Origin of the sequence: Brevundimonas sp. (assembly GCF_965227765.1) — a bacterium.
GTDB lineage: Bacteria > Pseudomonadota > Alphaproteobacteria > Caulobacterales > Caulobacteraceae > Brevundimonas.
On record NZ_OZ245778.1, the window covers coordinates 926,760 to 948,747 of the forward strand.

Consider the following 21,988-nt stretch of genomic DNA (forward strand, 5'->3'; position numbering starts at 1 on the left):
TCCCTCGCTATGACGCTTCGATGATCGCACGCCTTCGCCCCGTCCCATTCGACCTCGGTCCCGTCCACTTCGTCGGCATAGGCGGCATCGGCATGAGCGGCATCGCCGAGATCATGCTCAAGATCGGCTATTCGGTTCAGGGGTCGGACGCCAAGGCCAGCGCCAATACCGAACGGTTGGAAAAGCTTGGCGCCCGGATTTTCATCGGCCACGACGCCGCCCACGTCAGCGAAGGCGTCTCGGCGGTGGTCTATTCCACGGCGGTCAAGGCGACCAATCCCGAGATGATGGCGGCCCGCGAGCGCCGCATCCCCATCGTCCGCCGGGCCGAGATGCTGGCCGAGCTGATGCGGCTGCAGTTCTCGATCGGGGTCGGCGGCACTCACGGCAAGACCACGACGACCTCGATGGTCGCCGCCCTGCTGGACGCCGCCGGGCTGGACCCGACCGTGGTCAACGGCGGCATCATCAACGCCTATGGCACCAACGCCAAGGTCGGCGACGGCGACTGGATCGTAGTCGAGGCCGATGAATCGGACGGCAGCTTCCTGCGTCTGAAATGCACCGTGGCCATCATCACCAACATCGACCCGGAGCATCTGGATCACTACGGCGACTTCGACGCGGTGAAACAGGCCTTCTGCGACTTCATCGAGGACATCCCCTTCTATGGCTTCGGCGTGGTCTGCCTGGATCACCCCGAGGTGCAGAAGCTGGCCGCCCGCATCGATAACCGCCGTCTGGTCACCTATGGACTGAACCCCCAGGCCATGGTCCGGGCCGAGAATGTCGAGATGGGCGCCGACGGCTGCCGCTTCGACGTGGTCATCCAGAACGGCGAGGAGACCCGGATCGAGGGCCTGCACCTGCCCATGGCCGGATGGCACAATGTCTCCAACGCCCTGGCGGCCATCGCCGTGGCGCGCGAACTGGATGTCTCGGACGAGGCCATCAAGGTCGGCCTGGCCGGGTTCGGCGGGGTCAAGCGCCGCTTCACCACCACCGGCGTCGTGGGCGGTGTCCGCATCGTCGACGACTATGGCCACCACCCGGTCGAGATCGCCGCCGTGCTCAAGGCCGCGCGTCAGGTGGTCCAGAACGCAGACAACCCCGGCCGCGTCATCGCCGTGGTTCAGCCGCACCGCTACACCCGCCTGCGCGACCTGATGGAGGACTTCTCCACCTGCTTCTCCGACGCCGACAGCGTCCTGGTCGCCGATGTCTATCCGGCGGGCGAACAGCCGATCGAGGGGGTCGACAAGCACGCCCTGGCCGACGGCATCCGCCGATACGGCCACCGCCAGGTCGCGGCCCTGGAAAACGCCGCCGTCCTGCCTCGCCTGATCAAGGATGAAGCCCGACCGGGCGATCTGGTCGTCCTGCTGGGCGCCGGCGACATCACCAGCTGGGCCTACGCCCTGCCGGCGCAGCTTGAGGCCCTGGCTTGAGACCTGCTCCTTTCGTCATTCCGGGCAAAGGCGAGCGCGGCGAGCCGCAGACCCGGAACCGGGCGGCGCGCCATCGCGCGACCGTGTCGTGCATGCTCGAAGGAGTTTTGATACATGGCCTGGCGTGACACCCTGCCTTCCGTGCGCGGCAACCTGCTGCGCGACGAGCCGCTAGGCCCCTTCACCTGGTTCCGCGTCGGCGGCGCCGCCGAGGTGCTGTTCATTCCGGCGGACGCCGAGGATCTGGCCGACTTTCTGAAAGGCCTGGACCCCAGCGTGCCCGTCATGGTGCTGGGCGTCGGCTCCAACGTCATCGTGCGCGACGGCGGGGTCGAAGGCGTGGTGATCCGGCTGGCCGGGCGTCCCTTCGCGGGGATCACGACCGACCGCGACACCATTACCGCAGGCGCCGGGGCGCTGGACGCCATGGTCGCGAAGGCCTCGGCCAAGGCCGGTCTGGCGGGGCTGGAGTTCTATGCCGGCATCCCCGGCACGATCGGCGGCGCTTTGACCATGAACGCCGGCTGCTATGGATCGGAGACCAGGGATGTGCTGGTCTCGGCCTGGGGGCTGACGCGGGCAGGCGAGCGCGTCGACTACGCCCTGGCCGATTTCGGCTATACCTACCGCCACAGTGAGGCCCCCGCCGACATCATCTGGATCGAGGCCGTCTATCGCGGGACGCCGGATGCGCCTGATGCGGTGGCCGCTCGCATCGCCGAGATCACCTCACGGCGCGAAACCACCCAGCCGATCCGCGAAAAGACCGGCGGATCGACCTTCAAGAACCCGCCCGGCCATTCGTCATGGAAGCTGGTGGACGAAGCGGGCTGGCGCGGCAAACCTTTTGGGGGCGCAAAATTCTCGGAGCTGCACTCCAATTTCATGATCAATTTCAATGAGGCGACCGCAGCGGACATCGAAGGCCTCGGCGAAGCCGTGCGCGCCGACGTTCAAAGTAAACGCGGTGTAAACCTTGAATGGGAGATCAAGAGGGTCGGCCGCCCTCTCTAGTTCCCGGAACATCATGTCCCGCCCCTTTTCCGAACTGCATGTCGCCGTCCTGATGGGCGGTCTGTCGTCCGAGCGGGAGGTGTCCCTGTCCTCGGGCAAGGGCTGCGCCGATGCGCTTGAAGGACAGGTGGCGCGGGTCAGTCGCGTGGACGCCGGGCGCGACCTGGCCCAGGTTCTGGCCGACCTGAAACCCGACGTCGTGTTCAACGCCCTGCATGGCGACTGGGGCGAGGACGGCTGCGTCCAGGGCGTGCTGGAAACCCTCTCGATCCCCTATACCCACTCAGGCGTCCTGGCCTCGGCCCTGTCGATGGACAAGGACAAGTCCAAGGCGGTGCTGAAGGCGGCGGGCGTCATCGTCCCCGGCGGCGGCCTGTTCGACCGGTTCGAGGTGGCGCGCGGCCACGTCATCCCGCCCCCCTATGTCATCAAGCCCAACGCCGAGGGCTCGTCCGTCGGCGTCTATGTCGTCAGGGAAGGCGATGCACCGATCGCGGCGACCGGCGAGGACAGCTGGACCTATGGCGAGACCGTGATGGTCGAACCCTTTATCCCCGGCAAGGAACTGTGCGTCGCCGTCCTGGGCGAGGCGTCGGGCCCGCGCGCCCTGACCGTGACCGACATCACCCCGACCAAGGGCTTCTATGACTACGAGGCCAAATACGCGCCGGGCGGCTCGGTCCACGTCCTGCCGGCGGTCCTGCCCGACCATGTGTTCGAGGCGGCCCTGCGCCAGTCCGAGTTGGCCCATGTCGCCATGGGTTGTCGCGGCGCGTCCAGAAGCGACTTCCGTTATGACGATGTTAAGGACGAATTGGTCTTTCTGGAGATCAATACCCAGCCCGGCATGACGCCGACCTCTCTGGTGCCAGAGCAGGCCGCCTACGTCGGGATGTCGTATCAAGACCTGGTTCGGTGGATTGTGGAGGACGCCTCATGCCCGCGGTAGTGCGCGGCGGTCGGCGACAGAGTTCGGCGTCGGCGCCCAAGCGAGGGTCTGGACCTCGCGGCGCGCGCAATGCGCCTCGCAACAGCTCGGGCGTGCCCCGAAAGTTCGCCGCCGTCGGCAAGCTGGACCTGTCGCCCCGCGCCGTCGTCATCTGCATTCTGGCCGGGGTCGGCGTCCTGGGGGCCGTGCTGGCAACGGGCGCGCGGGCCGAGCGTATCGGCGCGTCCTTCAGCCAGGGCATGGATTCCATCACCACCGGCATGGGCCTGTCGCTGCGCCGGGTGCAGATCACCGGCGCCTCGGACGAGGCCAATCCCGCCATCCGCCGTGCGCTGGACCTGCGCGCCGGCCAGCCGATCACCAGTCTTGATCTCGACGCCCTGCGCGACCGGGTCCAGGCCGTGGGCTGGGTCAAGGAGGCGCGCGTGGTGCGCCTGCTGCCCGATACCCTGCGGGTCGAGGTGGTCGAGCATCAGCGCCTGGCCGTCTGGCAGGCCGACGGCGTCGTCCAGGTCATCGACAACGAGGGCCGGGCCATCACCGGCGCGGATCCGGGTCGTTATCCCCAGCTTCCACTCGTCGTCGGCCGGGGCGCCGACACCGCCGCCGCCGCCCTGATGCCCCTGCTGATCGAGCGTCCCCGCCTGATGGGCCGGATCGACGCCATGATCCGGGTGGACGAGCGCCGCTGGAACCTCAGCCTTAAGGACGGCAGCGTCATTCAGCTGCCCGCCGTGGGCCAGGAATCCGCCCTGATCCGCCTGGATGCGATGGACCAGCGCGACCGGCTGCTGGACCTGGGCTTCTCGCGCATCGACCTGAGGACGCCCGGCGACGTGGCTATCCGCGCCGAGGCCGCGCCGACCCGCACAGGCGCGGACGCCTGATATGATGAAGACAACCGGACAGTACCGATGAGCGTTCGCCGCAACGATCCCTCGACCGAGGCCGGCAAGGCCGCGCGCACCGAGGTCACCGCCGCTCTCGACCTGGGCCAGTCCAAGGTCTCGTGCTTCATCATGAAGTCGGACGGCGCGCGCCGTGTCGATTCCACCATCCGGGTCGCGGGTGCCAGTCACGTCCAGTCCAAGGGCGTGAAGGGCGGGGTCATCATCAATATGGACGAGGCCGCCCAGGCTATCGGCCACGCCGTCGAACGCGCCGAACGCACGGCGGGCGCGCCCGTCTCGGGCGTCATCGTCACTACCGCCATCGGCCAGATGGCCAGCCACCGCGTCCAGGCCCGCGTCTCGCTCGGCGCCAATCCGGTCAGCGACGGCGACCTGGCCCGCGCCATCGGCATGGCCTTGGCCCAAATCCGCCTGCCCAACCGCCGCCCGATCCACGTCCTGCCCATCGCCTGGTCGGTGGACGGCGCGCGGGGCGTGCATGATCCGCGCTCGATGCGCGGCGGCTCGCTGGGGCTGGACCTGCTGGTCGTGTCCATGGCCGAAAGCGCCTTCGCCTCGCTGAGCCATTGTCTGGAGCTGGCCCACCTGGACCTCCAGGGCGTGGCCGCCGCGCCCTATGTCTCGTCTCTGGCTGCGCTGGAAGAAGACGAGATGGACCTGGGCTGTATCTGCATCGACATGGGCGGCGGCTCGACCAGCGCCGCCGTGTGGAGCGGTCGCTCGCTGATGCATATCGAAAGCCTGAACGTCGGCGGCGACCACGTCACCGCCGACATCGCGCGCGGCCTGTCGACCTCCAAGGCCGGGGCCGAGCGCCTGAAGACCCTGCACGGTTCGGCCATGGCCTCGGCCAACGAGGACCGCGAGATGCTGGAGGCTCCGCACCGCGGCGAAGATCCCTCCGCCGGCTCGGTGGTCGTGCCGCGCGCCATGCTGAAGACCGTCATCGCCCCGCGCGTCGAGGAAACCCTGGAACTGCTGCGCGACCGGCTCAAGGCCGCCGGCATGCTGGAGCCGGGCGCCGGCGTGGTCCTGACCGGCGGCGCCAGCCAGTTGAACGGCATTACCCAGCTGGCGGTGCGGGTGTTCGACCGCCCCGTGCGCCTGGGCAAGCCGCAGCGTGCGCCCCACCTGGCCGACGCCGCCTCGGGCCCGGCCTTCTGTTCGTCGGCGGGCGTCCTGTTGCGCGCCGCCTATGGTCCGCGCGAGGCGGTCTCGGCCCGCAAGCTGATGCAGCGCCCCATCACCGCCGCCGATGCGCCGAAGGTTCACCGTGGCAATGTCGTGGCCCGCGCCGCCGGCTGGCTGCGCGACAACCTGTGAACGCAGGGCCGAAAAAGACCGCCTTTTGAATCAGAGGTTGGCCGAAACGACCCCGCGCTGAATCTATGCGGGAAAACAGTCGGATTTCTCCAGTGAAGGTTAAGACTTTCTCTGGACAGCCGCCCGACTCACATTAGTCGGTAACCTTCCCTTAACGGTGATGGGCGTTTCCTTAACGCGCCCATTAACCAGTGTGATTCGGCGGGGAATTCACACTGGCCGTCAGGGGGCAGGGTCGGAAAAAGGTCGGTACGATATGTCTCTCTCGCTGGTGCGTCCAAGTGCTACGGAACTGAAGCCCCGGATCGTCGTGTTCGGCGTCGGTGGCGCAGGCGGCAACGCCGTCAACAACATGATCGACGCCGGCCTTGAAGGGGTCGAGTTCGTCGTCGCCAACACCGATGCCCAGCACCTGAGCTTCGCCAAGACCGACCGCCGCATCCAGCTTGGTGAGACGATCACCCAAGGCCTGGGCGCCGGCGCCCACCCCGAAGTCGGCATGAACGCCGCCGAGGAATCCGCCGACGAGATCCACGCGCACCTCGAAGGCGCGCACATGGTCTTCATCACCTGCGGCATGGGCGGCGGCACCGGAACCGGCGCAGCCCCCGTCATCGCCAAATGCGCGCGTGATCGCGGTATCCTGACCGTCGGCGTCGTGACCAAGCCCTTCACCTTCGAAGGCCGCCACCGTATGCGTCTGGCCGATTCCGGCGTCGCCGAGCTGCAACGCTATGTCGACACCCTGATCGTCATTCCGAACCAGAATCTGTTCCGCGTCGCCAATGAACGCACCACCTTCGCCGACGCCTTCGGCATGGCCGACCAGGTGCTGCACTCGGGCGTCCGGTCGATCACCGACCTGATGATCCTGCCCGGCCTGATCAACCTCGACTTCGCCGACGTCCGCTCGGTCATGTCCGAAATGGGCAAGGCGATGATGGGCACCGGCGAGGCCTCGGGCGACGACCGCGCCCTGCTGGCCGCCCAGAACGCCATCGCCAACCCCCTGCTGGACGAGACCAGCCTGAAGGGCGCCAAGGCCGTGCTGGTCAACATCACCGGCGGTCTGGACATGACCCTGCTGGAAGTCGACGAGGCCGCCAACGCCATCAGCGCGGAAGTGGACGGCGACGCCAACATCATCTTCGGCGCGGCCTTCGACCCGGCGCTGGAAGGCAAGATCCGCGTCTCGGTGGTCGCCACCGGCATGGACGAGGTCGGCGCCTCCAAGATCGAGCCCCCCGCAACCGGCGGCTTTGACGCTCGTCGTCAGCCGGCGCCCCAGCAGGCCCCGACCTATTCCGCCCAACCGGCCTACGCCCCGCGCGCCGAGCCGGCCCGTGAGCCTGTCCGCTCCGAGGCCTATCGTGCGCCGGAGCCCGCCCCCGTCGTCCCGACCTTCTCCGCGCCCCAACCTGCGCCCGTCGCCCCCGAGCCGGTGATCCACGCCGCCGAAGAGCGCGCCTTGGAGCCGATCATCGACCCCTGGGTGGAAGAGTTCGAGTCCGACCATCGTCCGGCGGCTCAAGACCGCAGCCGCAGCCAGGGCGACCTGTATCTGGACCGTGGCCAGCCCGCCGCCGAGCAGAACGCCGCCCCTGCCTATGACGACCGCGACCACCGTCGTTCGGGCTGGAGCCTGTTCGGCAAGAAGCCGCGCCAGCCGGAATACGCCCCGGCCCCCCGTCAGCAGGCCGCGCCGACCCAGCCGATGCAGGCCGTGGACGCCGAGGACGATCTGGAGATTCCCTCTTTTTTGCGCCGCCTCGCTAACTAGAGAGCGAGACGCGTAATGCGCTGACGAACGCCCCGGCCCAGCGCCGGGGCGTTTTTCGTTGTGTGGCCTGCCCGGCAGCGGCATGAACGCAAGCGTAACCATGCGAAACAATCAGAAACGGGAGTTTCGTTTCGCACTTGCGAGGGGCGCCTTAGACAGAGACCGTCCGCCACTCCCCTTCGGCGGACTCTTTAGTAAGAGAGCGTCTTGCCGGCTCGTCACGATCATCACGAACGGACGATCATCGCCCCCGCCATCATCGCGGGCGTGGGCGTGCACACGGGTCAGCGCGTGCGTCTGGCCATCCGTCCAGCCGCGCCGGGCGTCGGCATCGTCTTCGTGCGCACCGACATCACCGACCGCGACAACCGTATCCCGGTCTCGGGCGACGCCGTCATCGACGCGCGCCTGAACACCATGATCGAGAACGCCGCCGGCGTGCGCCTGTCGACCATCGAACACCTGATGGCCGCCTTCTGCGCCCTGGGCATTTCCAACGCCGTGGTCGAGGTCGACGGACCCGAGTTGCCGATCCTGGACGGCTCGGCCCTGCAGTTCGTCCAGTTGCTGGACCGCGCGGGCTTCCGCCGTCAGGCGACGCCGGTCCGCTATATCGAGATCCTCGAGCCGATCCGCATTACCGACGGCGACAAGTCTGCGGCCCTGCTGCCCTGCGACCGCTACGAGATGCGCTTCGAGATCGACTTCGCCTCGGCCGTCATCGGCAACCAGGTCGTCGATTTCGTGGTCGATGAGGACACCTTCCGCTCGGACATCATGGCCGCCCGTACCTTCGGTTTCGCCCATGAGGTCGAGGCCCTGCGCCAAGCCGGTCTGGCGCGCGGCGGTTCGCTGGAAAACGCCGTCGTCATCGACGGCGACGAGATCCTGAACCCCGGCGGCCTGCGGATGGAACGCGAGTTCGTCAAGCACAAGGCGCTGGACGCCATCGGCGACCTCTATGTCCTGGGTGCGCCCCTGCTGGGCCGCTACGAAGGCTACAAGGCCGGTCACGCCGTCAACAACCTGCTGGTCCGCGCCCTCTTGGCCAATCCGCAGAGCTGGCGCGAGACCGTCCGCGTGCCCGAGCTTGCCCAGGTCGGCTGACCTCAGCCTGGACGGCCCCTAGAGGCTGATCGCACTCATCATTCGACCGAAATCGGGCTCGCCGCGCTTGAACGCCCGGCGGTTGGAGAAGAACCGCGCTTCGTCGGCGCAGGTGTCGTCGCCCGTCCATGCGGCCTGGCCCACGCCCGCCATCTCCAGCCGCCACAGGACAAAGCCGGGCAGGTCGAACATCCGCCTGTCGGCCGCTGCGCCGGGAATGAAGAAACGGGCGCTGTCGGGGTCGGTGTGGATGAACCTGTCCTCGAAGCCGGCATCCACCTCATAGCTGGCCTGGGCGATGCAGGGGCCGACGACGGCGACGGTGTCGGCGGGCCGAGCGCCGAGGGCCTGCATGCTCGTCACCGCGCTGTGGATCACCCCGCCCAGCGCGCCCTTCCAGCCCGCGTGGACGGCGGCGACGACGCCGGCCTTGGCATCGGCCAGCAGGATGGGCGCGCAGTCGGCGGTCAGGGCCCCACAGATCACGCCGGGCGTGGCGCTGGCCACGGCGTCGCCCTCGGGCCGCTCGCCGCGCCAGGGGCCCTCGGCGACGCGGGTGATGGCGGAATGGATCTGATAGCAGGCGGCGATGTCGTCGGGCGTCCCGCCCATGGCCAGGGCCAGGCGACGCCGGTTTTCGGCCACGGCCGCTGGATCGTCGCTGGACCCCAGGCCGGTGTTCAGCCCCTGATAGAGGCCGGTCGAAACCCCGCCCCCGCGCGTGAAGAAGCCATGCTTCACGCCCGCAGCCGTCAGCAGCGAATGGGTGATGGGGGCGATGTCGTCGAAGGGGGAGGGGGCGCTCATTCCTCCCACCCCGGCACGACCAGCTTGCGCGGCGAGAAGATCGCGGCGGCCTTGAACAGGCTTCCCATCTGGTCGTCGCCGACCAGACGATCGAGCTGGCGCTGGATCACGGCCTCGGCGTCGGGCCGCCCCTCGATCAGCCGGTCGGCCCGGGCCTCGATACCCAAGAGCCTGAGGAAATCGCCCTGGTCCAGACAACCGGTCACGTCCGCGCCGGTCCGCACCGCCGCCTCCAGCACCATGGGAAAATCGGCCCACTGGGTCAGGTCGGTCTCGCCCGGCCGGTCCAGCGGATCGACCTTGGCGTGGCGTCGGAGGCCCTGAAGCGTGTCGCCCGCGCCCGGCCGGTCGCGGCCATAGTCGATCAGCAGGGCCGCGCCCGAGGCCGCTTTCACCAGATCACCCAGGTCGCGTCCGAACCCCGCCTGTTGATCGGAAATCTCCACCACCTGTCCCGGCTCCATGTCGAAGTCGGGTCGGGCGAAGCCGCCGGTGATGGCGGTCAGGCCGAACATCAACTGGCCCGCGTCATCGACCCCGATGCGGCGCTCGGCCCAGCCGTCCTCGGTCCTGACGAACTGGCGCGCGGGCAGGCAGTCCAGCACCTCGTTGGCGATCAGGATGACCGGCGCATCGGTCTCGATCTGGTTCAGCGAGGACACCCAGCGGGGCGACAGGTCGGCGCCCGCCAGCCGTTTGGCCTGTTCCGCCCTCAGCGGTCCCGACGGCTCGATCAGGATCAGGTCGCAGGCCTGCAGGAACTCGGGCGCCAGCCGGGCGGCGCGCAGGGCGTCGTCCATCAATGTGCCGTCGCCGGGCCCGACCTCGACCAGGCGGAACCGTTCGGGCGCGCCTAGCCGGTTCCAGGTCTCGATGGCCCACAGACCTATCAGCTCGCCGAACATCTGGCTGATCAGGGGGGCGGTGATGAAGTCGCCCCCGGCGCCCAGGGCGGGCCGGGTGGCGTAATAGCCGTCCTTGGGGTCGTGCAGGCAGCGGGTGACATAGTCGGCGACCGTCATCGGCCCGGTCAGGGCGATCTCGCGCGCCAGCCTGTCCTTCAGGCTCACGGTTGCGGACTTGCCGGCGCCCGGTTCCAGGCGCGGTGGATCAGCCAGGCGCCGACGGCGATCATCGGCACGGACAGCATCATGCCCATGGTCAGGCCCAGCGGCAGGTTATCCAGGCCGGCGTCGGGCTGGCGCACGGTCTCCAGCATGGCGCGGGCCAGGCCGTATCCGACCAGGAACAGGCCGGTGATATAGCCGGGCTTGGCCAGCAGCCTGCATTTCCAGATGCCGATCGAGAGGATGGTCAGCAGCAGCAGCCCTTCCAGCCCAGCCTCGTACAACTGGCTGGCGTGGCGCACGACATCGCCGGGGCCGACCATGTTTCCGTCCGCCCCCAGGAACTGGCAGGTCTGGCCGTAGAACTCGCGCACCCTGTCATTGCAGAAGTTGACGCCCCAGGGGACGGTCGTCTCGCGGCCCCACAGTTCGCCGTTGATGAAGTTGGCCAGCCGCCCAAAGAACAGGCCGATGGGCACGACGGGCGCGATCAGGTCGCCCAGGCTGAGCATGGGGATGGCGTTCTTGCGCGCGTAGAGCACCAGGGCGATCACGACGCCCAGGAAGCCGCCGTGGAAGGACATGCCGCCGGTCCACAGCTGGAACAGCTCGAACCGTTCGCCCAGGCTCTGGCCCGTGAACAGCTGCAGATACATGACCGGCTTGTAGAAAAGGGCATAGCCGAACCGGCCGCCCAGGATGATGCCTAGGGTGATCCATAGGACGACGTCGTCCAGTTGCACCGGCGTGATCGGGGGGCGGTTGGGCGCCCACAGCGCCTCGCGCTTCACCAGCCGGGCAGCGTACCACCAGCCCAGCACGATCCCCATGACATAGGCCAGGGCGTACCAACGGATCGGCAGCGGCCCGATGGAGAAGAAGATCGGGTCGAACTCGGGGAATGGCACGAATGACGTCTCCAGCCTGTGTCGATCCCGCCGTTTAGCAAGGGCCGCGCCTGTCGTCGCCTCTAACGTGCGCCGGCCCCGAGATGTTTCGCCACACTCGCGCCTCCCATGGCTGGGAAGGGGGCTGCCAAGGCGGGGACGGTAAGGTTTCGTTCACCGTATCGGGTAACCTTCCTTAACGACGCTCAACCTGCCAGAATCCTGGGACTGAATTGCGCAAGTGAATTGCTTTCCTGACTTCCCGCAGGCGAGCCGGAGACCATCATGCAGACCCGCAACCCCATCCTCGACGAGTTCGCCAAGCTGACCACAGGCGCCATGGGCCTGGCCCAGGCGGCGGGCGAGGAGGCCAAGGCCGCCTTCCGCAGCCAGACCGACCGGATGGCCGCAGAAATGGACCTGGTGCGTCGCGACGAGTTCGATGCGCTGAAGGCCGAGATCGCCGCCCTGCGGGCCGAAGTCGCCTCCTTGAAAGCGCCGAAGACGCCTCGAAAGGGAACGTCCACAGGCGGAACTCCCGCCCAGGACGCAGCCGGTTGAGCCGAATCCGCGAACACGCCTACGGTTCGATGGGCCGACGTGAGTCGCGCCCACATGCCGATGATCTCTCAACATCGGCCAAGAAGACTTTATTTGCTGGGGACGACCAATGGACGCTGTGAGACCGGAAGAGGTCGAGGTTCCCTATGACCCTCTCGACGTGGTCGAACATGTCCTGAACGCCGAAAACCTGCCTTTCGACCGCACCGACGACGGCGACCTGGCCTTCGCCCTGGCCGGCGACTGGAAGGACTACGAGCTGTGGTTCGCCTGGCGTCCCGAGGGCGACTGCCTGCAGCTGTGCTGCGCCCTGGACCTGCGCGCCAAGAAGAGCCGCCGCGGCGCCGCCTATGAACTGGTGTCCCTGGTCAATCAGCGCACCTGGATGGGCCATTTCGAGGTCTGGCAGGAGGACGGCGAGATCGTCTTCCGCCACTCCCTGGCCCTGCCGCACGGCGAGCGCCCGACCCTGGCCCAGGCCGCCTCTATGATCGACGCGGCGGTGGAGACGGCCGACCGCTATTACCCCGCGTTCGACTTCATGATCCGCGGCTCGAAAAAGCCTCAGGAGGCCATCGACGCCTGCCTGTTCGAGACCATCGGCACCGCCTGATCCGGCGGGCCGACCCCGCATCGGGGTAAAGCATCTTCGCCGTCGGGCCACCGACCTCGGCGGCCATTGCCTATGACGGCCAATCCTCCGTATGCACGACGCCAGACGTGTGCGGAGGGCCAGATGGCGAAATCGTTTCAGGGATCGGTCGTGCTGGTCGGCTGTGGCCGACTGGGGTCCGCCATCGCCGAAGGCTGGCTCAGCACGGGTGCGGTCGATCCGGCCGATCTGATCATCCTCACGCCGTCGTCCAAACCCATCGCTGAGGCCGCAAAGGCTCGCGGCGCAAGGATCAATCCCGAGCCTGCGGTCCTGGCCAAGGCGCGGGCCGTGGTCCTCTCGGTCAAGCCGGCCATGTGGCGCGCGGCGTCCGCCCCCATCGCCGACAGCTTCGCCCCGGACGCCGTGATCGTCTCGGTCATGGCGGGGGTGCGCGCCGATCTGATCGGCCAGGCCTTTGCTGACCGTCCGGTGGCGCGCGTCATGCCGACGACCGGCGTGGCGACGGGCCAGGGCATCGCCGCCATCTGGTCCGCGGACCCCGCCGCACGCGCCGTGGCCCATGGCCTGTTCCAGGCTCTGGCCGAGGTCGTGGATCTGAACGAGGAAGCCCAGATGGACGCGGCCACGGCGGTCGCCGGATCCGGCCCCGCCTACGTCCACGCCTTCGCCCGCGCCCTGGCCCAGGGCGGCATCGACGCCGGTCTGGACGAGGCCAGCGCCCTGAGACTGGCGCGAGGCGCCATCCGCTCGGCCGCCGCCGCCGACCCATCGGAAACCCTGGAAGCCCTCATCGCCCGCGTCGCCTCGCCCGGCGGCACCACCGAGGCGGGGCTGAAGGCGTTGAATACGGATCAGGCCCTGGACCGTGCCGTCGGCGCCGCCGTCGCCGCCGCCCTCAACCGCGCCCGCGAACTGTCGCGGGACTAATATTTCAATCAGTGTCTGGAGGGTGCGATGCCCAAAGCAGATCTTCGCAGGCTCGGCTAAGAGAGTAGCGGACTAACCGTCTTCTCCCCGCGCTCGCAGGACCTCACGAATAATCGACGCTTCGCCGCTATGAGCATTCTTATTCTCAAGCTTCTCCTTCAGTTTTTCCGAGGAAAACCGCTCCGCCCATTCCCGCTTCTGTGCGAACTCGATTGTCCTGACATCTCGACGGTTCATGACTTCAAGAACTCATAAATCTTCGATGTCCGCAATGGCTCGAAAACGATCAATGGCAGCACCGCGAAGCGGACCTTGTGGACGCCGGTGAGGGGCTCAACAGCATTGTCCTGCGCCGGCGATTCAGCCCGAACTTTACCAGGCCCGACCACCTAACCGTTGTGAGACTAGGATCGAGACGGCCACACCCGCCCAGAGCGCGCTATCCGGGATGTTAGACCAGTCGAATATCAACGCGAGAACGCATGCCGTCCCTAACGCTGCTGAAAACGCAACGATGACTCTCCTGATGATCATCTTCGAGTTCACGATCATCGCCTTCAACTGCCTTTGGCGGTGAGTCTTATTGCCGAAACGCGCAATGGCCGACAGCGGACATTCCGATCGGTCAGGCTTCTGCGCCGCGTCGCATCTATTCGTCCCCAAACATCTCCTCCTCCGGCGGGAAGAGGAGATGGCGGCGGCGGCTTATCGCGAGACCAGGCGGCCGTTCGACAGGTTGGAGGCCAGGCGGCGGTAGGCGTTGCCGGCGTCCTGCCAGACGGCATAGCCGATGACGTCGCGGATGCTGCTGGAATAGCGCGAGTAGCGGACGGGCAGCCGTTCGCCGTCGGCCGTGACGATTTCGCCCTCGATGGTGGCTCCGCCGATGGAGACGCTGTCGAAGACGGACAGGCCGGGACGGTCGATGGTCTGCTGGAAGGTGGGGCGGTTGGGCTTCAGGTCGGTGATGGTCAGATAGACCTCGGCGCCTTCCAGGGCGCCGCTGCGGGCTAGTTCACGACGAACGGCGGCGCCGAGCTGGTCGACCTGTTGCAGAACCTCGCGCTGACCCAGGGTGTCGATCTCCTTGACCACGTCGGGGCCCAGGGCGACGACCACTTCGGGCGCGCGTGCGGCGGGCTGAAGATCGGGTTGGGCCTGGGCCAGGCCCGCCACGGAAAGCGCGACGGCGAGCGGTGCGATGAAGGCGAAACGACGCATGAAATCCTCCGAGACACCCCTGTCGCTGACAAGATGCGCTCGACGGCAGCGCTTCGCCAGAGCCCTCGCCGATTTTTCGCGCGAACCCCGGTTCGTGAAGATCAGCCCGGCAGGCGGATCAAGGCGCGCAAACCGCCCATGGCGCTGCGTTCTAGGGTGATGTCGCCGCCGTGACCGCGCGCCACGTCGCGCGCGATGGCCAGGCCCAGGCCGACGCCCTTGGAGTTCTGGTTGCGGCTTTCGTCCAGGCGCGAAAAGGGGGCGAACGCCTCCTCGTGCATGTCGTCGGGGATGCCGGGACCGTCGTCCTCGACCGCGATCTCCAGCCCGCCGGACGCCAGGGGGCGGGCGCTGAGCCGGACGTGTTCGCCGTGCACGGCAGCGTTGCCAGCCAGATTGTTCAGCGCCCGTCGAAAGGCGATGGGCCTGAGCGAAGCCATCAGACTGTTGGGCGCGCTGACCTCGACCTCGGCCCCGGCGCGGCGCGCATCGGCCCCGGCGGCGTTCAGCATCTCGACCACGTCGACGGTCTGGGCCGCCTCTCCGGCCTCGCCGCGCGCGAAGGCCAGATATTCGTCGATCATATGCTCCATCTCGTCCAGATCGCCCTTCATGGCGTCGGCCCGCTTGAACGGCGGGGCCAGGGCGAGTTCGAGGCGCAGCCGGGTCAGGGGGGTGCGCAGGTCATGGCTGACGGAAGCGAGCAGGGCGGTGCGCTGTTCGATATGGCGCTGGATGCGGTCGCGCATGGCCATGAAGGCGGTCGCCGCCTGGCGGACCTCGCGGGCTCCGTGCGGGTGGAAGCGGGGCTGGATCTCGCCGCGCCCAAAGGCCTCGGCCGCCTCGGCCAGCCGCTCGATGGCGCGAACCTGATTGCGGATGAACAGGATGGCCACGCTCATCAACAGCACGGTGGCCAGCATCAGCCACAGGACGAAGATGTGGGCCTGGGTCGCCACCGCCCGCTCGCGCGGTGCGATGATCCGCAGCACGCCGTTCGGCTCCTGCACCTGGATGTCGACGAAGGCGGGATAGCGTGTGGTGTCGAACCAGAAGGGCTGGTCCAGCCGCGAGGCCAGGGCGTTTTCCAGCGTGCGATCGACGATGCCGACCGGGCCGCGCCGGTCGTTGGTCGGCAGGGGTTCGTCTTCCAGAAGATCGATGGACAGTTGCATCGACCGCTCGGCCCGGTCCGAGATGACGGCCAGGTTCTGGGGCGTTGGATCGTCGCGATAACTTTCGGCCGCCCAGGCGATGTCGCCCGCCAGGCCCTCGGACAGGCGGGCCGTCACCTTCTGCCAGTGGGCGTCGAAGAAGCCCCAGGTCACCGCCCCCTGCATGATCAGGATCGGCAAAACGATGATCAGCAGCGACCGTCCCCACAGCGACGTCGGCAACCGCCGCTTCACAAAGCGCGCGCCCACGCCGAAGGAGGAGGGGAGCCTCACGATCCTCCCCAGGAGCGAAGCGAACGGGGGAGGGGGGCCGCGGAGGCCGCTTGGCCGACGGGGTGGAGGGGGCGGATGCGAGCACCGTGGCTGGGGTCGCCCCCTCCACCGCCGTGCCGGCGGTCCCCCTCCCCCATGTAGGATGGGGGAGGATTGAGCGGCATCAGTCGGGGGCCAGCATATATCCCACGCCGCGGACGGTCTGCAGATAGCGCGGGTTCTTGGGGTCCGCCTCGAGCTTGCGACGCAGACGGGTCACCTGAACGTCCACGGCCCGGCCGGTGATGTCGGCGGTGTCGGGCGACAGGTCCATGCGCTCGACCGGCGCATGGGCGTGCAGGGCCAGGGTCTTGAGCAGTTGCGCCTCGGCCTCGGTCAGCCGCATCGGCGCGCCGTCGCGGGTCAGCTCCAGCCGTTCCAGATCGAACATCGCCGGCCCCAGCTTCACCTCGCGCGGCATCACCGGCTTCAGGCCGGTGCGGCGCAGGATGGCGTCGACGCGCAGCGACAGCTCGCGCGGGTCGAACGGCTTGGACATATAGTCGTCGGCGCCGCGCGACAGACCCTCGATCCGGTCGGAGGCCTCGCCGCGCGCGGTCAGCAGCAGGACGGGCGTCTTGGACAGGGCCGCCTTGGAGCGCACCCAGCTGGTCAGCTCCAGCCCGCTTTCGCCCGGCATCATGATGTCGAGGATCACCAGGTCGAACTCGATCAGTTCCATCAGCCTGCGCGCCGCCGCGGCGTGGGCCGCGCCTGTCGTGCGATAGCCCTCGCGCGCCAGATATTCCTTCAGCAATTCGCGGATCCGGTCGTCGTCGTCGACGATCAGCAGATGGCGGCCGACGCCGGCGCCCGCCACGGGGCCGGAACGATTGGCGCTGCTCATGCGGCCTGCTCCGGACGGCGGCTAAGGAGGCGGTGGCCGAAAAGGCGGCCAAGAGGGCGGAAGGTCATCAAAGGCCTGGCATTCCCTGACCCGTCCTGATTGGCGGACGAGCGTGTCAAAGTCGGTGTCGGCGCGCGTTTGCGAGCGTTCGCAACCTGCTGGAATTCGGCCGCGCGAGCAAGGAAACGGGCAAGGAAACCTGCACCGGTCGGCGACGAAGATCAGTCGCCGATGCGAACGTCGTCGATCCACAGGGTGCGAGGCGCGCCCGGCTGATAGGTTTCCCAGCCGATGCTGACCCGCTCCATGGCCGGGATTTCCCACACATAGGTGCCGGGCTGGTGCAGGCATCCCTGGCCCAACACGACCACATCGGGGCCGGAAATCGCCCGCCCGTCCAGGCTCAGCATCAGGCCCTGGGGGCCTATGCGCCAGGCGACATCGACCCAGCGGCCCTCGGGCATGGCCTCGCTCTCGCCCGCATGGGCCCAGCAGTCCGACAGGGGCGCCGCCGGATCGGCATAGCCGTCGGGGGTCTCGTAGTTGGACATCAGCCGCGACCCGCCGCCCGGCGCCGGATGCTGACCGCCGAAGCGGACCAGGCCGGTATGACCGTCGCTGCGCCGTAGGCCCCGCCCCTCGATCAGGGTCCAGTGCACGTCTTCGGCCGGCCCCGCCTGCAGCCAGACCTTCATCCGGCCAGACATCGCATCGCGCGCGGCAGGGAACAGAGGCCCGCCCTCGGCGAACAGGAAGACCCCGCCCTTGCCCGCCAGGTCGATCCGCACCGATTGCCGGCCGGAGGCGGCGCGCGTGTCGTCGATCACGGCCCGGCCGTTGACGGCGTAAAGCCTCCACGGTCCCCCTTCGGGCGGCCGACCGACCGCATAGGTCTCGAAATCATCGATCAGCCGGGGCGAAGGGTCTGGCGCCGCCGGATGCGAGGCGCAGGCGGCCAGAGACCAGGCGGCCAGCGCCGTCGCCAGACATCCTGCTGATGAAATCCGCATCGCCCATCCCCCGCCTGCAAGCGCCTTGCCGGCGACGATGCGCTCAGCCCCGGCGGCTCGCAACCGTCGTCCGCTTGCACGATGCGCGGGCGGCTCTACAGAGAGGGTGTCCACGGAGAGCCCCCCGATGTTCAGCCTGCTGAACCTGCAAAGCCTTCTGGGCCTCGTCGTCATCGTCGCCGCCTGCTGGGGCCTGTCGGAGAACCGCCGGGCGTTTCCGTGGCGGCTGGCGCTGGGGGCAATCGCGGTCCAGGCGCTGCTGGTGCTGGCCCTGTTCGGCATTCCCGGCTCGCAGGTCGTCCTGGCCGCCATCACCGGGGCGGTGGACGGGGTCGCCATCGCGACGAACGAGGGGACCAAGTTCGTGTTCGGCTATCTGGCCGGGGGCGATCAGCCCTATGCGGTCCAGAACCAGGGCGCCCTGTTCACCTTCGCCTTCCAGGTGTTGCCGCTGATCCTGGTGATCTCGGCCCTGTCGGCCCTGCTGTGGCACTGGAAGATCCTGAAGTGGATCACCCTCGGCTTTGGCTTTTTGTTCCAGAAAACCATGGGGCTGGGCGGCGCCTCGGCCCTGGCGGTGGCGGCCAATATCTTCCTGGGCATGATCGAAAGCCCGATCGTCATCCGCGCCTATCTGGACAAGCTGACCCGGTCGGAGATCTTCCTGATGATGGTGGTCGGCCTCGCCACCGTGGCCGGATCGACCATGGTCGCCTATGCCGCCATCCTGTCGCCCGTGCTGACCAATGCGGCGGGCCATGTGCTGGTCGCCTCCATCGTCTCGGCGCCCGCCGGGATCCTGCTGGCCCGGATCATCATCCCTGAGAAGCCGGGCGAGGGCGGGGCGGTCGCCGACTACAACTCGGCCCTAAAATACGACAGCGCCGTCGACGCCATCGTCAAGGGCACGTCCGACGGCCTGATGGTGGTGCTGAACATCTCGGCGGTGCTGATCGTGTTCGTGGCCCTGACGGCCCTGGTCAATGTCATGGTCGGCGGATTTTCGGTGTTCGGCGGGCCGCTGAGCGTCGAGCGGGTGCTGGGCTGGCTGTTCACCCCGGTCGCCTGGCTGATCGGGGTCGAGGGCTCGGAGGCGGGCCGCGCCGGCTGGCTGCTGGGCGTCAAGCTGACCCTGACCGAGTTCGTCGCCTTCATCCGCCTGGGCGAGGTCCCTGCCGGCGAAATGGGCGAACGCACCCGAATGCTGATGACCTACGCCCTGTGCGGCTTCGCCAATATCGGCTCGGTCGGGATCACCGTCACCGGCCTGTCGGTGCTGATGCCCGAGCGGCGCGAAGAGGTGCTGGGCATGGTCTGGAAGGCGCTGTTCGCCGGATTTCTGGCCACATTGATGACGGCCGCCATTGTCGGCGCCATGCCCGCCTCCATATTCCGCTGAGCCGGAGACCTGCCCAGATGAAACTCTACACCTCCAATCGCGCGCCCAACCCCCGTCGCGTCCGCTGGGTCATGGCCGAAAAGGGCATCACCGACGTCGAGCTGATCGAGATCGACATCATGTCCGGCGCGCACAAGACGCCCGACTACCGCGCCCGCGTCGGCGTGCCCCACGTCCCTGCGCTGGAGCTGGACGACGGCACCATCATCTCCGAGTCCGTGGCCATCTGCCGCTATCTGGAGGCGCTGCATCCCGAGCCCAACCTGTTCGGCCATGACGCTCGCGAACAGGCCATCGTCGAGATGTGGACCCGGCGCGGCGAATTCTATCTGGCCAATCCGATCATGCTCAGCGTGCGCCACAGCCATCCGGCGCTGGTCGCACTGGAGGCCACCCAGGTGCCCCAGGTGGCGGACTACAACCGCGTCGGCGCCGAGCGCTTCATGCGGACCCTGGACCGCCACCTGGCCGATCACGAATTCATCGCCCTGGATCGCTTCACCATCGCCGACGTGGTCGCCACGGTCGGGCTAGATTTCGCCCGCCTGGTCAAATACCGGCCGCCCGAGGAGTTCACCCACCTGGCGCGGTGGTACGAGGCATCGCGGGCGAGACCGGCCGCCGCCGCCGGGGCCTGATGTCTAGGTCGGGCGCCTAGGGCCGGGGCGTGAATTTCCGGATGATGCCGGAATAGGTCATCAAGGTGCGTTGGCCGGTGCTGATCTGGCCGCGCACGAAGATCAGCGACCCGCCGGCGCGCACCACCTCGCCCGTCGCCTCGATCAGTTCGCCGACATAGGCGCCGTCGATCAGGGTGGAATCGAGCTGGACCGTCACGCCGTTCGAGCCCTCCATCTGCTGGTAGGCCGTCTGGAACAGGGCGATGTCCGCGAAGGTCATCAGGCAGCCGCCGTGCATCCTGTGCCCGGCGTTCATGTGCTTTTCCTCGGCCCGGAAGGCGCAGCGCATCCGCCCGTCGGCATCGACCCTGAAGTAGAAGGGTCCGACGACCTGATCGAACGTGCCGTGCAGGTCATAGGTATGCCAGCCGGCGAATTCGCCCTCCGTCACCGCAATTTTCGCGACCATCGCCTCTGTCCTCGTCAGGTCTTGCGCCAATTCTGGCCAAGTCCGCCTTTGTCTTGCTCTCGCAATGCAGCATATAGGCGCAATGAGCGACCCAATCGAAACAGCCATCTTCGAAAAACTGTCGGCGATCGACCCCAAGGGGACGAACGGCAAGAGCATCGAACCCGCCGAAGTGGCCAAGGCCCTGCAGCCCGAACAGTGGCAGCGCATGATGCCCAAGGTGCGCGGAACGGCGCTGGGCCTGATGCGTCAGGGCAAGCTGACCATCACCAAGAAGGGCAAGCCGGTCGATCCGAACGCCTTCAAGGGCGTCATCCGCCTGCGCCTGCCGACGGCGGACGAGACCGCCGCCGCCCTGGCCGCCCGGCCTGCGCCGCTGGCTGATGAGGACGATGGCGACTTCGCCTGATCCCATCAGGCCTATCCGCGTTGCACGCGGGCTGATCGGGGCGCTGTTCGCCCTGACGCTGTCCGCTTGCGCCGCGCCCTATATCCAGCCGCCCCTGACGCCGCCGCCAGGCTTCACCGGTCCTCGCATCGAGGAGCCGGCGCGCACCGGCTCGCCCGGCGCCTTTGTGGTGCAGGACGGCGCGCGGCTGCCCTTCCTGCGCTGGGGTGGAGCGTCCGAGCCCTGGGCCGTCATCGTCGCCCTGCACGGGATGAACGACCACGACGCCTCCTTCCGGCTGGCCGGGCCGTGGTGGGCCGAGCGGGGCATCGTCACCTACGCCTTCGACCAGCGCGGCTTTGGCCAGGCGCCGGGGCGCGGCGTCTGGGCCGGAGAGCCGGTCATGTCCGAGGACCTGCGCACCGTCACCGCCCTGGTGCGCGCCCGTTATCCCCACGCCGTCGTCGCTGTGGTGGGCGAGAGCATGGGCGGGTCGGTCGCCGCCGCCGCCTTCGGCTCGGACCGGCCGCCGGATGCGGACCGGGTCATTCTGCTGGCGCCCGGCGTCTGGGGCTGGTCCAGTCAGGGGCCGGTCAACAGCGTCGGCCTGTGGGTCGCCGCCCGGGCCCTGGGCGATCTGGCGCTGGAGCCGCCCGAGTTCGCTGTGCGCGACATCGTCGCCTCCGACAACCACCTGGAACTGATCCGCAACGCCCGCGACCCCGAAAGCATCCTGGCCACTCGGTTCGACACCCTGTCCGGTCTGGTCGATCTGATGGAGGTGGCGAGCAGGGGGCTGGGCCTGATGCGAGCGCCGACTCTTCTGATGTATGGCGCCGACGATACGGTGGTGAAGAAGCCTGCCATGCGGCGCGCCCTGCAACGGGCAGGCCAGCCCCCGAACCTGCGAACGGCCTGGTATCCCGAGGGGCATCACCTGTTGAACCGCGATCTGCAGGCTGAAACCGTCTATCGCGACGTTGAGGCTTATCTGCGGGATCAATCGGCAACCCTGCCGTCGGGCGCTGTGCCGGTTTTGCCGCAGCTTGATCCCTAGCCGACCCCAGGACCGCACATCCGTTAAGGCGTCTTAACGCAGCGTTTACCACACACGCGGCAGTTTCTGCCTAGCGGGCGTGTCTCAACCCCC

At 68.0% G+C, this 21,988-nt stretch carries 22 protein-coding genes; 14 read left to right on the plus strand and 8 right to left on the minus strand.

Going from position 1 to position 21,988, the window contains the following annotated elements; all coding sequences use genetic code 11:
* The first annotated feature begins 20 nt into the window (after positions 1 to 20).
* From murC to lpxC, 7 genes are all read left to right on the plus strand, one after another.
* Positions 21 to 1,448 (plus strand): UDP-N-acetylmuramate--L-alanine ligase, encoded by a 1,428-nt coding sequence (gene murC, locus ACO05L_RS04470; RefSeq protein ID WP_421730970.1) that lies wholly within the window; start codon positions 21 to 23, stop codon positions 1,446 to 1,448.
* A 114-nt stretch (positions 1,449 to 1,562) separates the two neighbouring features.
* A complete protein-coding gene (gene murB / locus ACO05L_RS04475) occupies positions 1,563 to 2,462 on the plus strand; it encodes a UDP-N-acetylmuramate dehydrogenase (protein ID WP_421730971.1) in 900 nt (299 codons plus the stop codon).
* A 13-nt stretch (positions 2,463 to 2,475) separates the two neighbouring features.
* Positions 2,476 to 3,411, plus strand: a complete 936-nt coding sequence (locus ACO05L_RS04480; protein WP_421730972.1) for a D-alanine--D-alanine ligase — start codon at positions 2,476 to 2,478, stop codon at positions 3,409 to 3,411.
* On the plus strand, positions 3,399 to 4,298 hold the full coding sequence (locus ACO05L_RS04485; protein ID WP_421730973.1) for a cell division protein FtsQ/DivIB: 900 nt from the start codon (positions 3,399 to 3,401) through the stop codon (positions 4,296 to 4,298). Before ACO05L_RS04480 ends, ACO05L_RS04485 begins: the two co-directional genes overlap by 13 nt.
* Before the next feature lie 27 nt (positions 4,299 to 4,325).
* Entirely contained in the window at positions 4,326 to 5,645 is a 1,320-nt protein-coding gene (gene ftsA, locus ACO05L_RS04490) for a cell division protein FtsA (RefSeq protein ID WP_421730974.1), read from the plus strand.
* A gap of 256 nt (positions 5,646 to 5,901) precedes the next feature.
* On the plus strand, positions 5,902 to 7,425 hold the full coding sequence (gene ftsZ, locus ACO05L_RS04495; RefSeq protein WP_421730975.1) for a cell division protein FtsZ: 1,524 nt from the start codon (positions 5,902 to 5,904) through the stop codon (positions 7,423 to 7,425).
* Between the two features lie 207 nt (positions 7,426 to 7,632).
* Positions 7,633 to 8,532, plus strand: coding sequence for a UDP-3-O-acyl-N-acetylglucosamine deacetylase (lpxC, locus tag ACO05L_RS04500; RefSeq protein ID WP_421730976.1), 900 nt, complete (start codon positions 7,633 to 7,635; stop codon positions 8,530 to 8,532).
* An 18-nt stretch (positions 8,533 to 8,550) separates the two neighbouring features.
* Here lpxC and pgeF read toward each other — a convergent pair whose 3' ends face one another.
* Genes pgeF through lgt form a run of 3 tightly spaced genes read right to left on the minus strand, consistent with a single transcriptional unit; the run spans position 8,551 to position 11,314 of the window.
* Positions 8,551 to 9,339 (minus strand): peptidoglycan editing factor PgeF, encoded by a 789-nt coding sequence (gene pgeF, locus ACO05L_RS04505; protein WP_421730977.1) that lies wholly within the window; start codon positions 9,337 to 9,339, stop codon positions 8,551 to 8,553.
* Positions 9,336 to 10,409 (minus strand): class I SAM-dependent methyltransferase, encoded by a 1,074-nt coding sequence (locus ACO05L_RS04510; protein ID WP_421730978.1) that lies wholly within the window; start codon positions 10,407 to 10,409, stop codon positions 9,336 to 9,338. Before ACO05L_RS04510 ends, pgeF begins: the two co-directional genes overlap by 4 nt.
* On the minus strand, positions 10,406 to 11,314 hold the full coding sequence (gene lgt, locus ACO05L_RS04515; protein WP_421730979.1) for a prolipoprotein diacylglyceryl transferase: 909 nt from the start codon (positions 11,312 to 11,314) through the stop codon (positions 10,406 to 10,408). Before lgt ends, ACO05L_RS04510 begins: the two co-directional genes overlap by 4 nt.
* 264 nt (positions 11,315 to 11,578) lie before the next feature.
* Between lgt and ACO05L_RS04520 the strand changes: the two genes are divergently transcribed.
* From ACO05L_RS04520 to ACO05L_RS04530, 3 genes are all read left to right on the plus strand, one after another.
* Complete coding sequence (locus tag ACO05L_RS04520) at positions 11,579 to 11,854, plus strand: accessory factor UbiK family protein (RefSeq protein ID WP_421730980.1); 276 nt, start codon at positions 11,579 to 11,581, stop codon at positions 11,852 to 11,854.
* Between the two features lie 109 nt (positions 11,855 to 11,963).
* The gene (locus ACO05L_RS04525) at positions 11,964 to 12,467 is read left to right on the plus strand and encodes a YbjN domain-containing protein (protein WP_421730981.1); all 504 of its coding nucleotides are present in this window, start codon (positions 11,964 to 11,966) and stop codon (positions 12,465 to 12,467) included.
* A gap of 123 nt (positions 12,468 to 12,590) precedes the next feature.
* A complete protein-coding gene (locus ACO05L_RS04530) occupies positions 12,591 to 13,397 on the plus strand; it encodes a pyrroline-5-carboxylate reductase family protein (protein WP_421730982.1) in 807 nt (268 codons plus the stop codon).
* A gap of 705 nt (positions 13,398 to 14,102) precedes the next feature.
* On the opposite strand, the gene ACO05L_RS04535 is transcribed toward ACO05L_RS04530, so the two are convergent.
* The 4 genes from ACO05L_RS04535 to ACO05L_RS04550 all read right to left on the minus strand — a co-directional run bounded on the left by ACO05L_RS04535 (position 14,103) and on the right by ACO05L_RS04550 (position 17,962).
* Positions 14,103 to 14,618, minus strand: coding sequence for a hypothetical protein (locus tag ACO05L_RS04535; protein WP_421730983.1), 516 nt, complete (start codon positions 14,616 to 14,618; stop codon positions 14,103 to 14,105).
* Positions 14,619 to 14,719: 101 nt separating this feature from the next.
* Complete coding sequence (locus ACO05L_RS04540; protein WP_421730984.1) at positions 14,720 to 16,066, minus strand: ATP-binding protein; 1,347 nt, start codon at positions 16,064 to 16,066, stop codon at positions 14,720 to 14,722.
* 163 nt (positions 16,067 to 16,229) lie between these two features.
* Positions 16,230 to 16,952 carry a response regulator gene (locus ACO05L_RS04545; protein WP_421730985.1) on the minus strand — a complete coding sequence of 241 codons (723 nt, stop codon included), beginning with the start codon at positions 16,950 to 16,952 and terminating at the stop codon, positions 16,230 to 16,232.
* A 221-nt stretch (positions 16,953 to 17,173) separates the two neighbouring features.
* Positions 17,174 to 17,962: a hypothetical protein gene (locus ACO05L_RS04550; RefSeq protein ID WP_421730986.1), complete on the minus strand. Its 789-nt coding sequence runs from the start codon at positions 17,960 to 17,962 to the stop codon at positions 17,174 to 17,176.
* 127 nt (positions 17,963 to 18,089) lie between these two features.
* On the opposite strand from ACO05L_RS04550, the gene ACO05L_RS04555 reads away from it, so the two are divergent.
* Positions 18,090 to 19,361 carry a NupC/NupG family nucleoside CNT transporter gene (locus ACO05L_RS04555; protein WP_421730987.1) on the plus strand — a complete coding sequence of 424 codons (1,272 nt, stop codon included), beginning with the start codon at positions 18,090 to 18,092 and terminating at the stop codon, positions 19,359 to 19,361.
* A gap of 17 nt (positions 19,362 to 19,378) precedes the next feature.
* Positions 19,379 to 19,999, plus strand: a complete 621-nt coding sequence (locus ACO05L_RS04560) for a glutathione S-transferase family protein (RefSeq protein WP_421730988.1) — start codon at positions 19,379 to 19,381, stop codon at positions 19,997 to 19,999.
* Positions 20,000 to 20,015: 16 nt separating this feature from the next.
* On the opposite strand, the gene ACO05L_RS04565 is transcribed toward ACO05L_RS04560, so the two are convergent.
* A complete protein-coding gene (locus tag ACO05L_RS04565) occupies positions 20,016 to 20,450 on the minus strand; it encodes a PaaI family thioesterase (RefSeq protein WP_421730989.1) in 435 nt (144 codons plus the stop codon).
* An 82-nt stretch (positions 20,451 to 20,532) separates the two neighbouring features.
* Between ACO05L_RS04565 and ACO05L_RS04570 the strand changes: the two genes are divergently transcribed.
* Both ACO05L_RS04570 and ACO05L_RS04575 read left to right on the plus strand, forming a co-directional pair.
* Complete coding sequence (locus tag ACO05L_RS04570; RefSeq protein ID WP_421730990.1) at positions 20,533 to 20,859, plus strand: DUF3253 domain-containing protein; 327 nt, start codon at positions 20,533 to 20,535, stop codon at positions 20,857 to 20,859.
* The gene (locus ACO05L_RS04575; protein ID WP_421730991.1) at positions 20,843 to 21,895 is read left to right on the plus strand and encodes an alpha/beta fold hydrolase; all 1,053 of its coding nucleotides are present in this window, start codon (positions 20,843 to 20,845) and stop codon (positions 21,893 to 21,895) included. Before ACO05L_RS04570 ends, ACO05L_RS04575 begins: the two co-directional genes overlap by 17 nt.
* Positions 21,896 to 21,988: the final 93 nt, after the last annotated feature.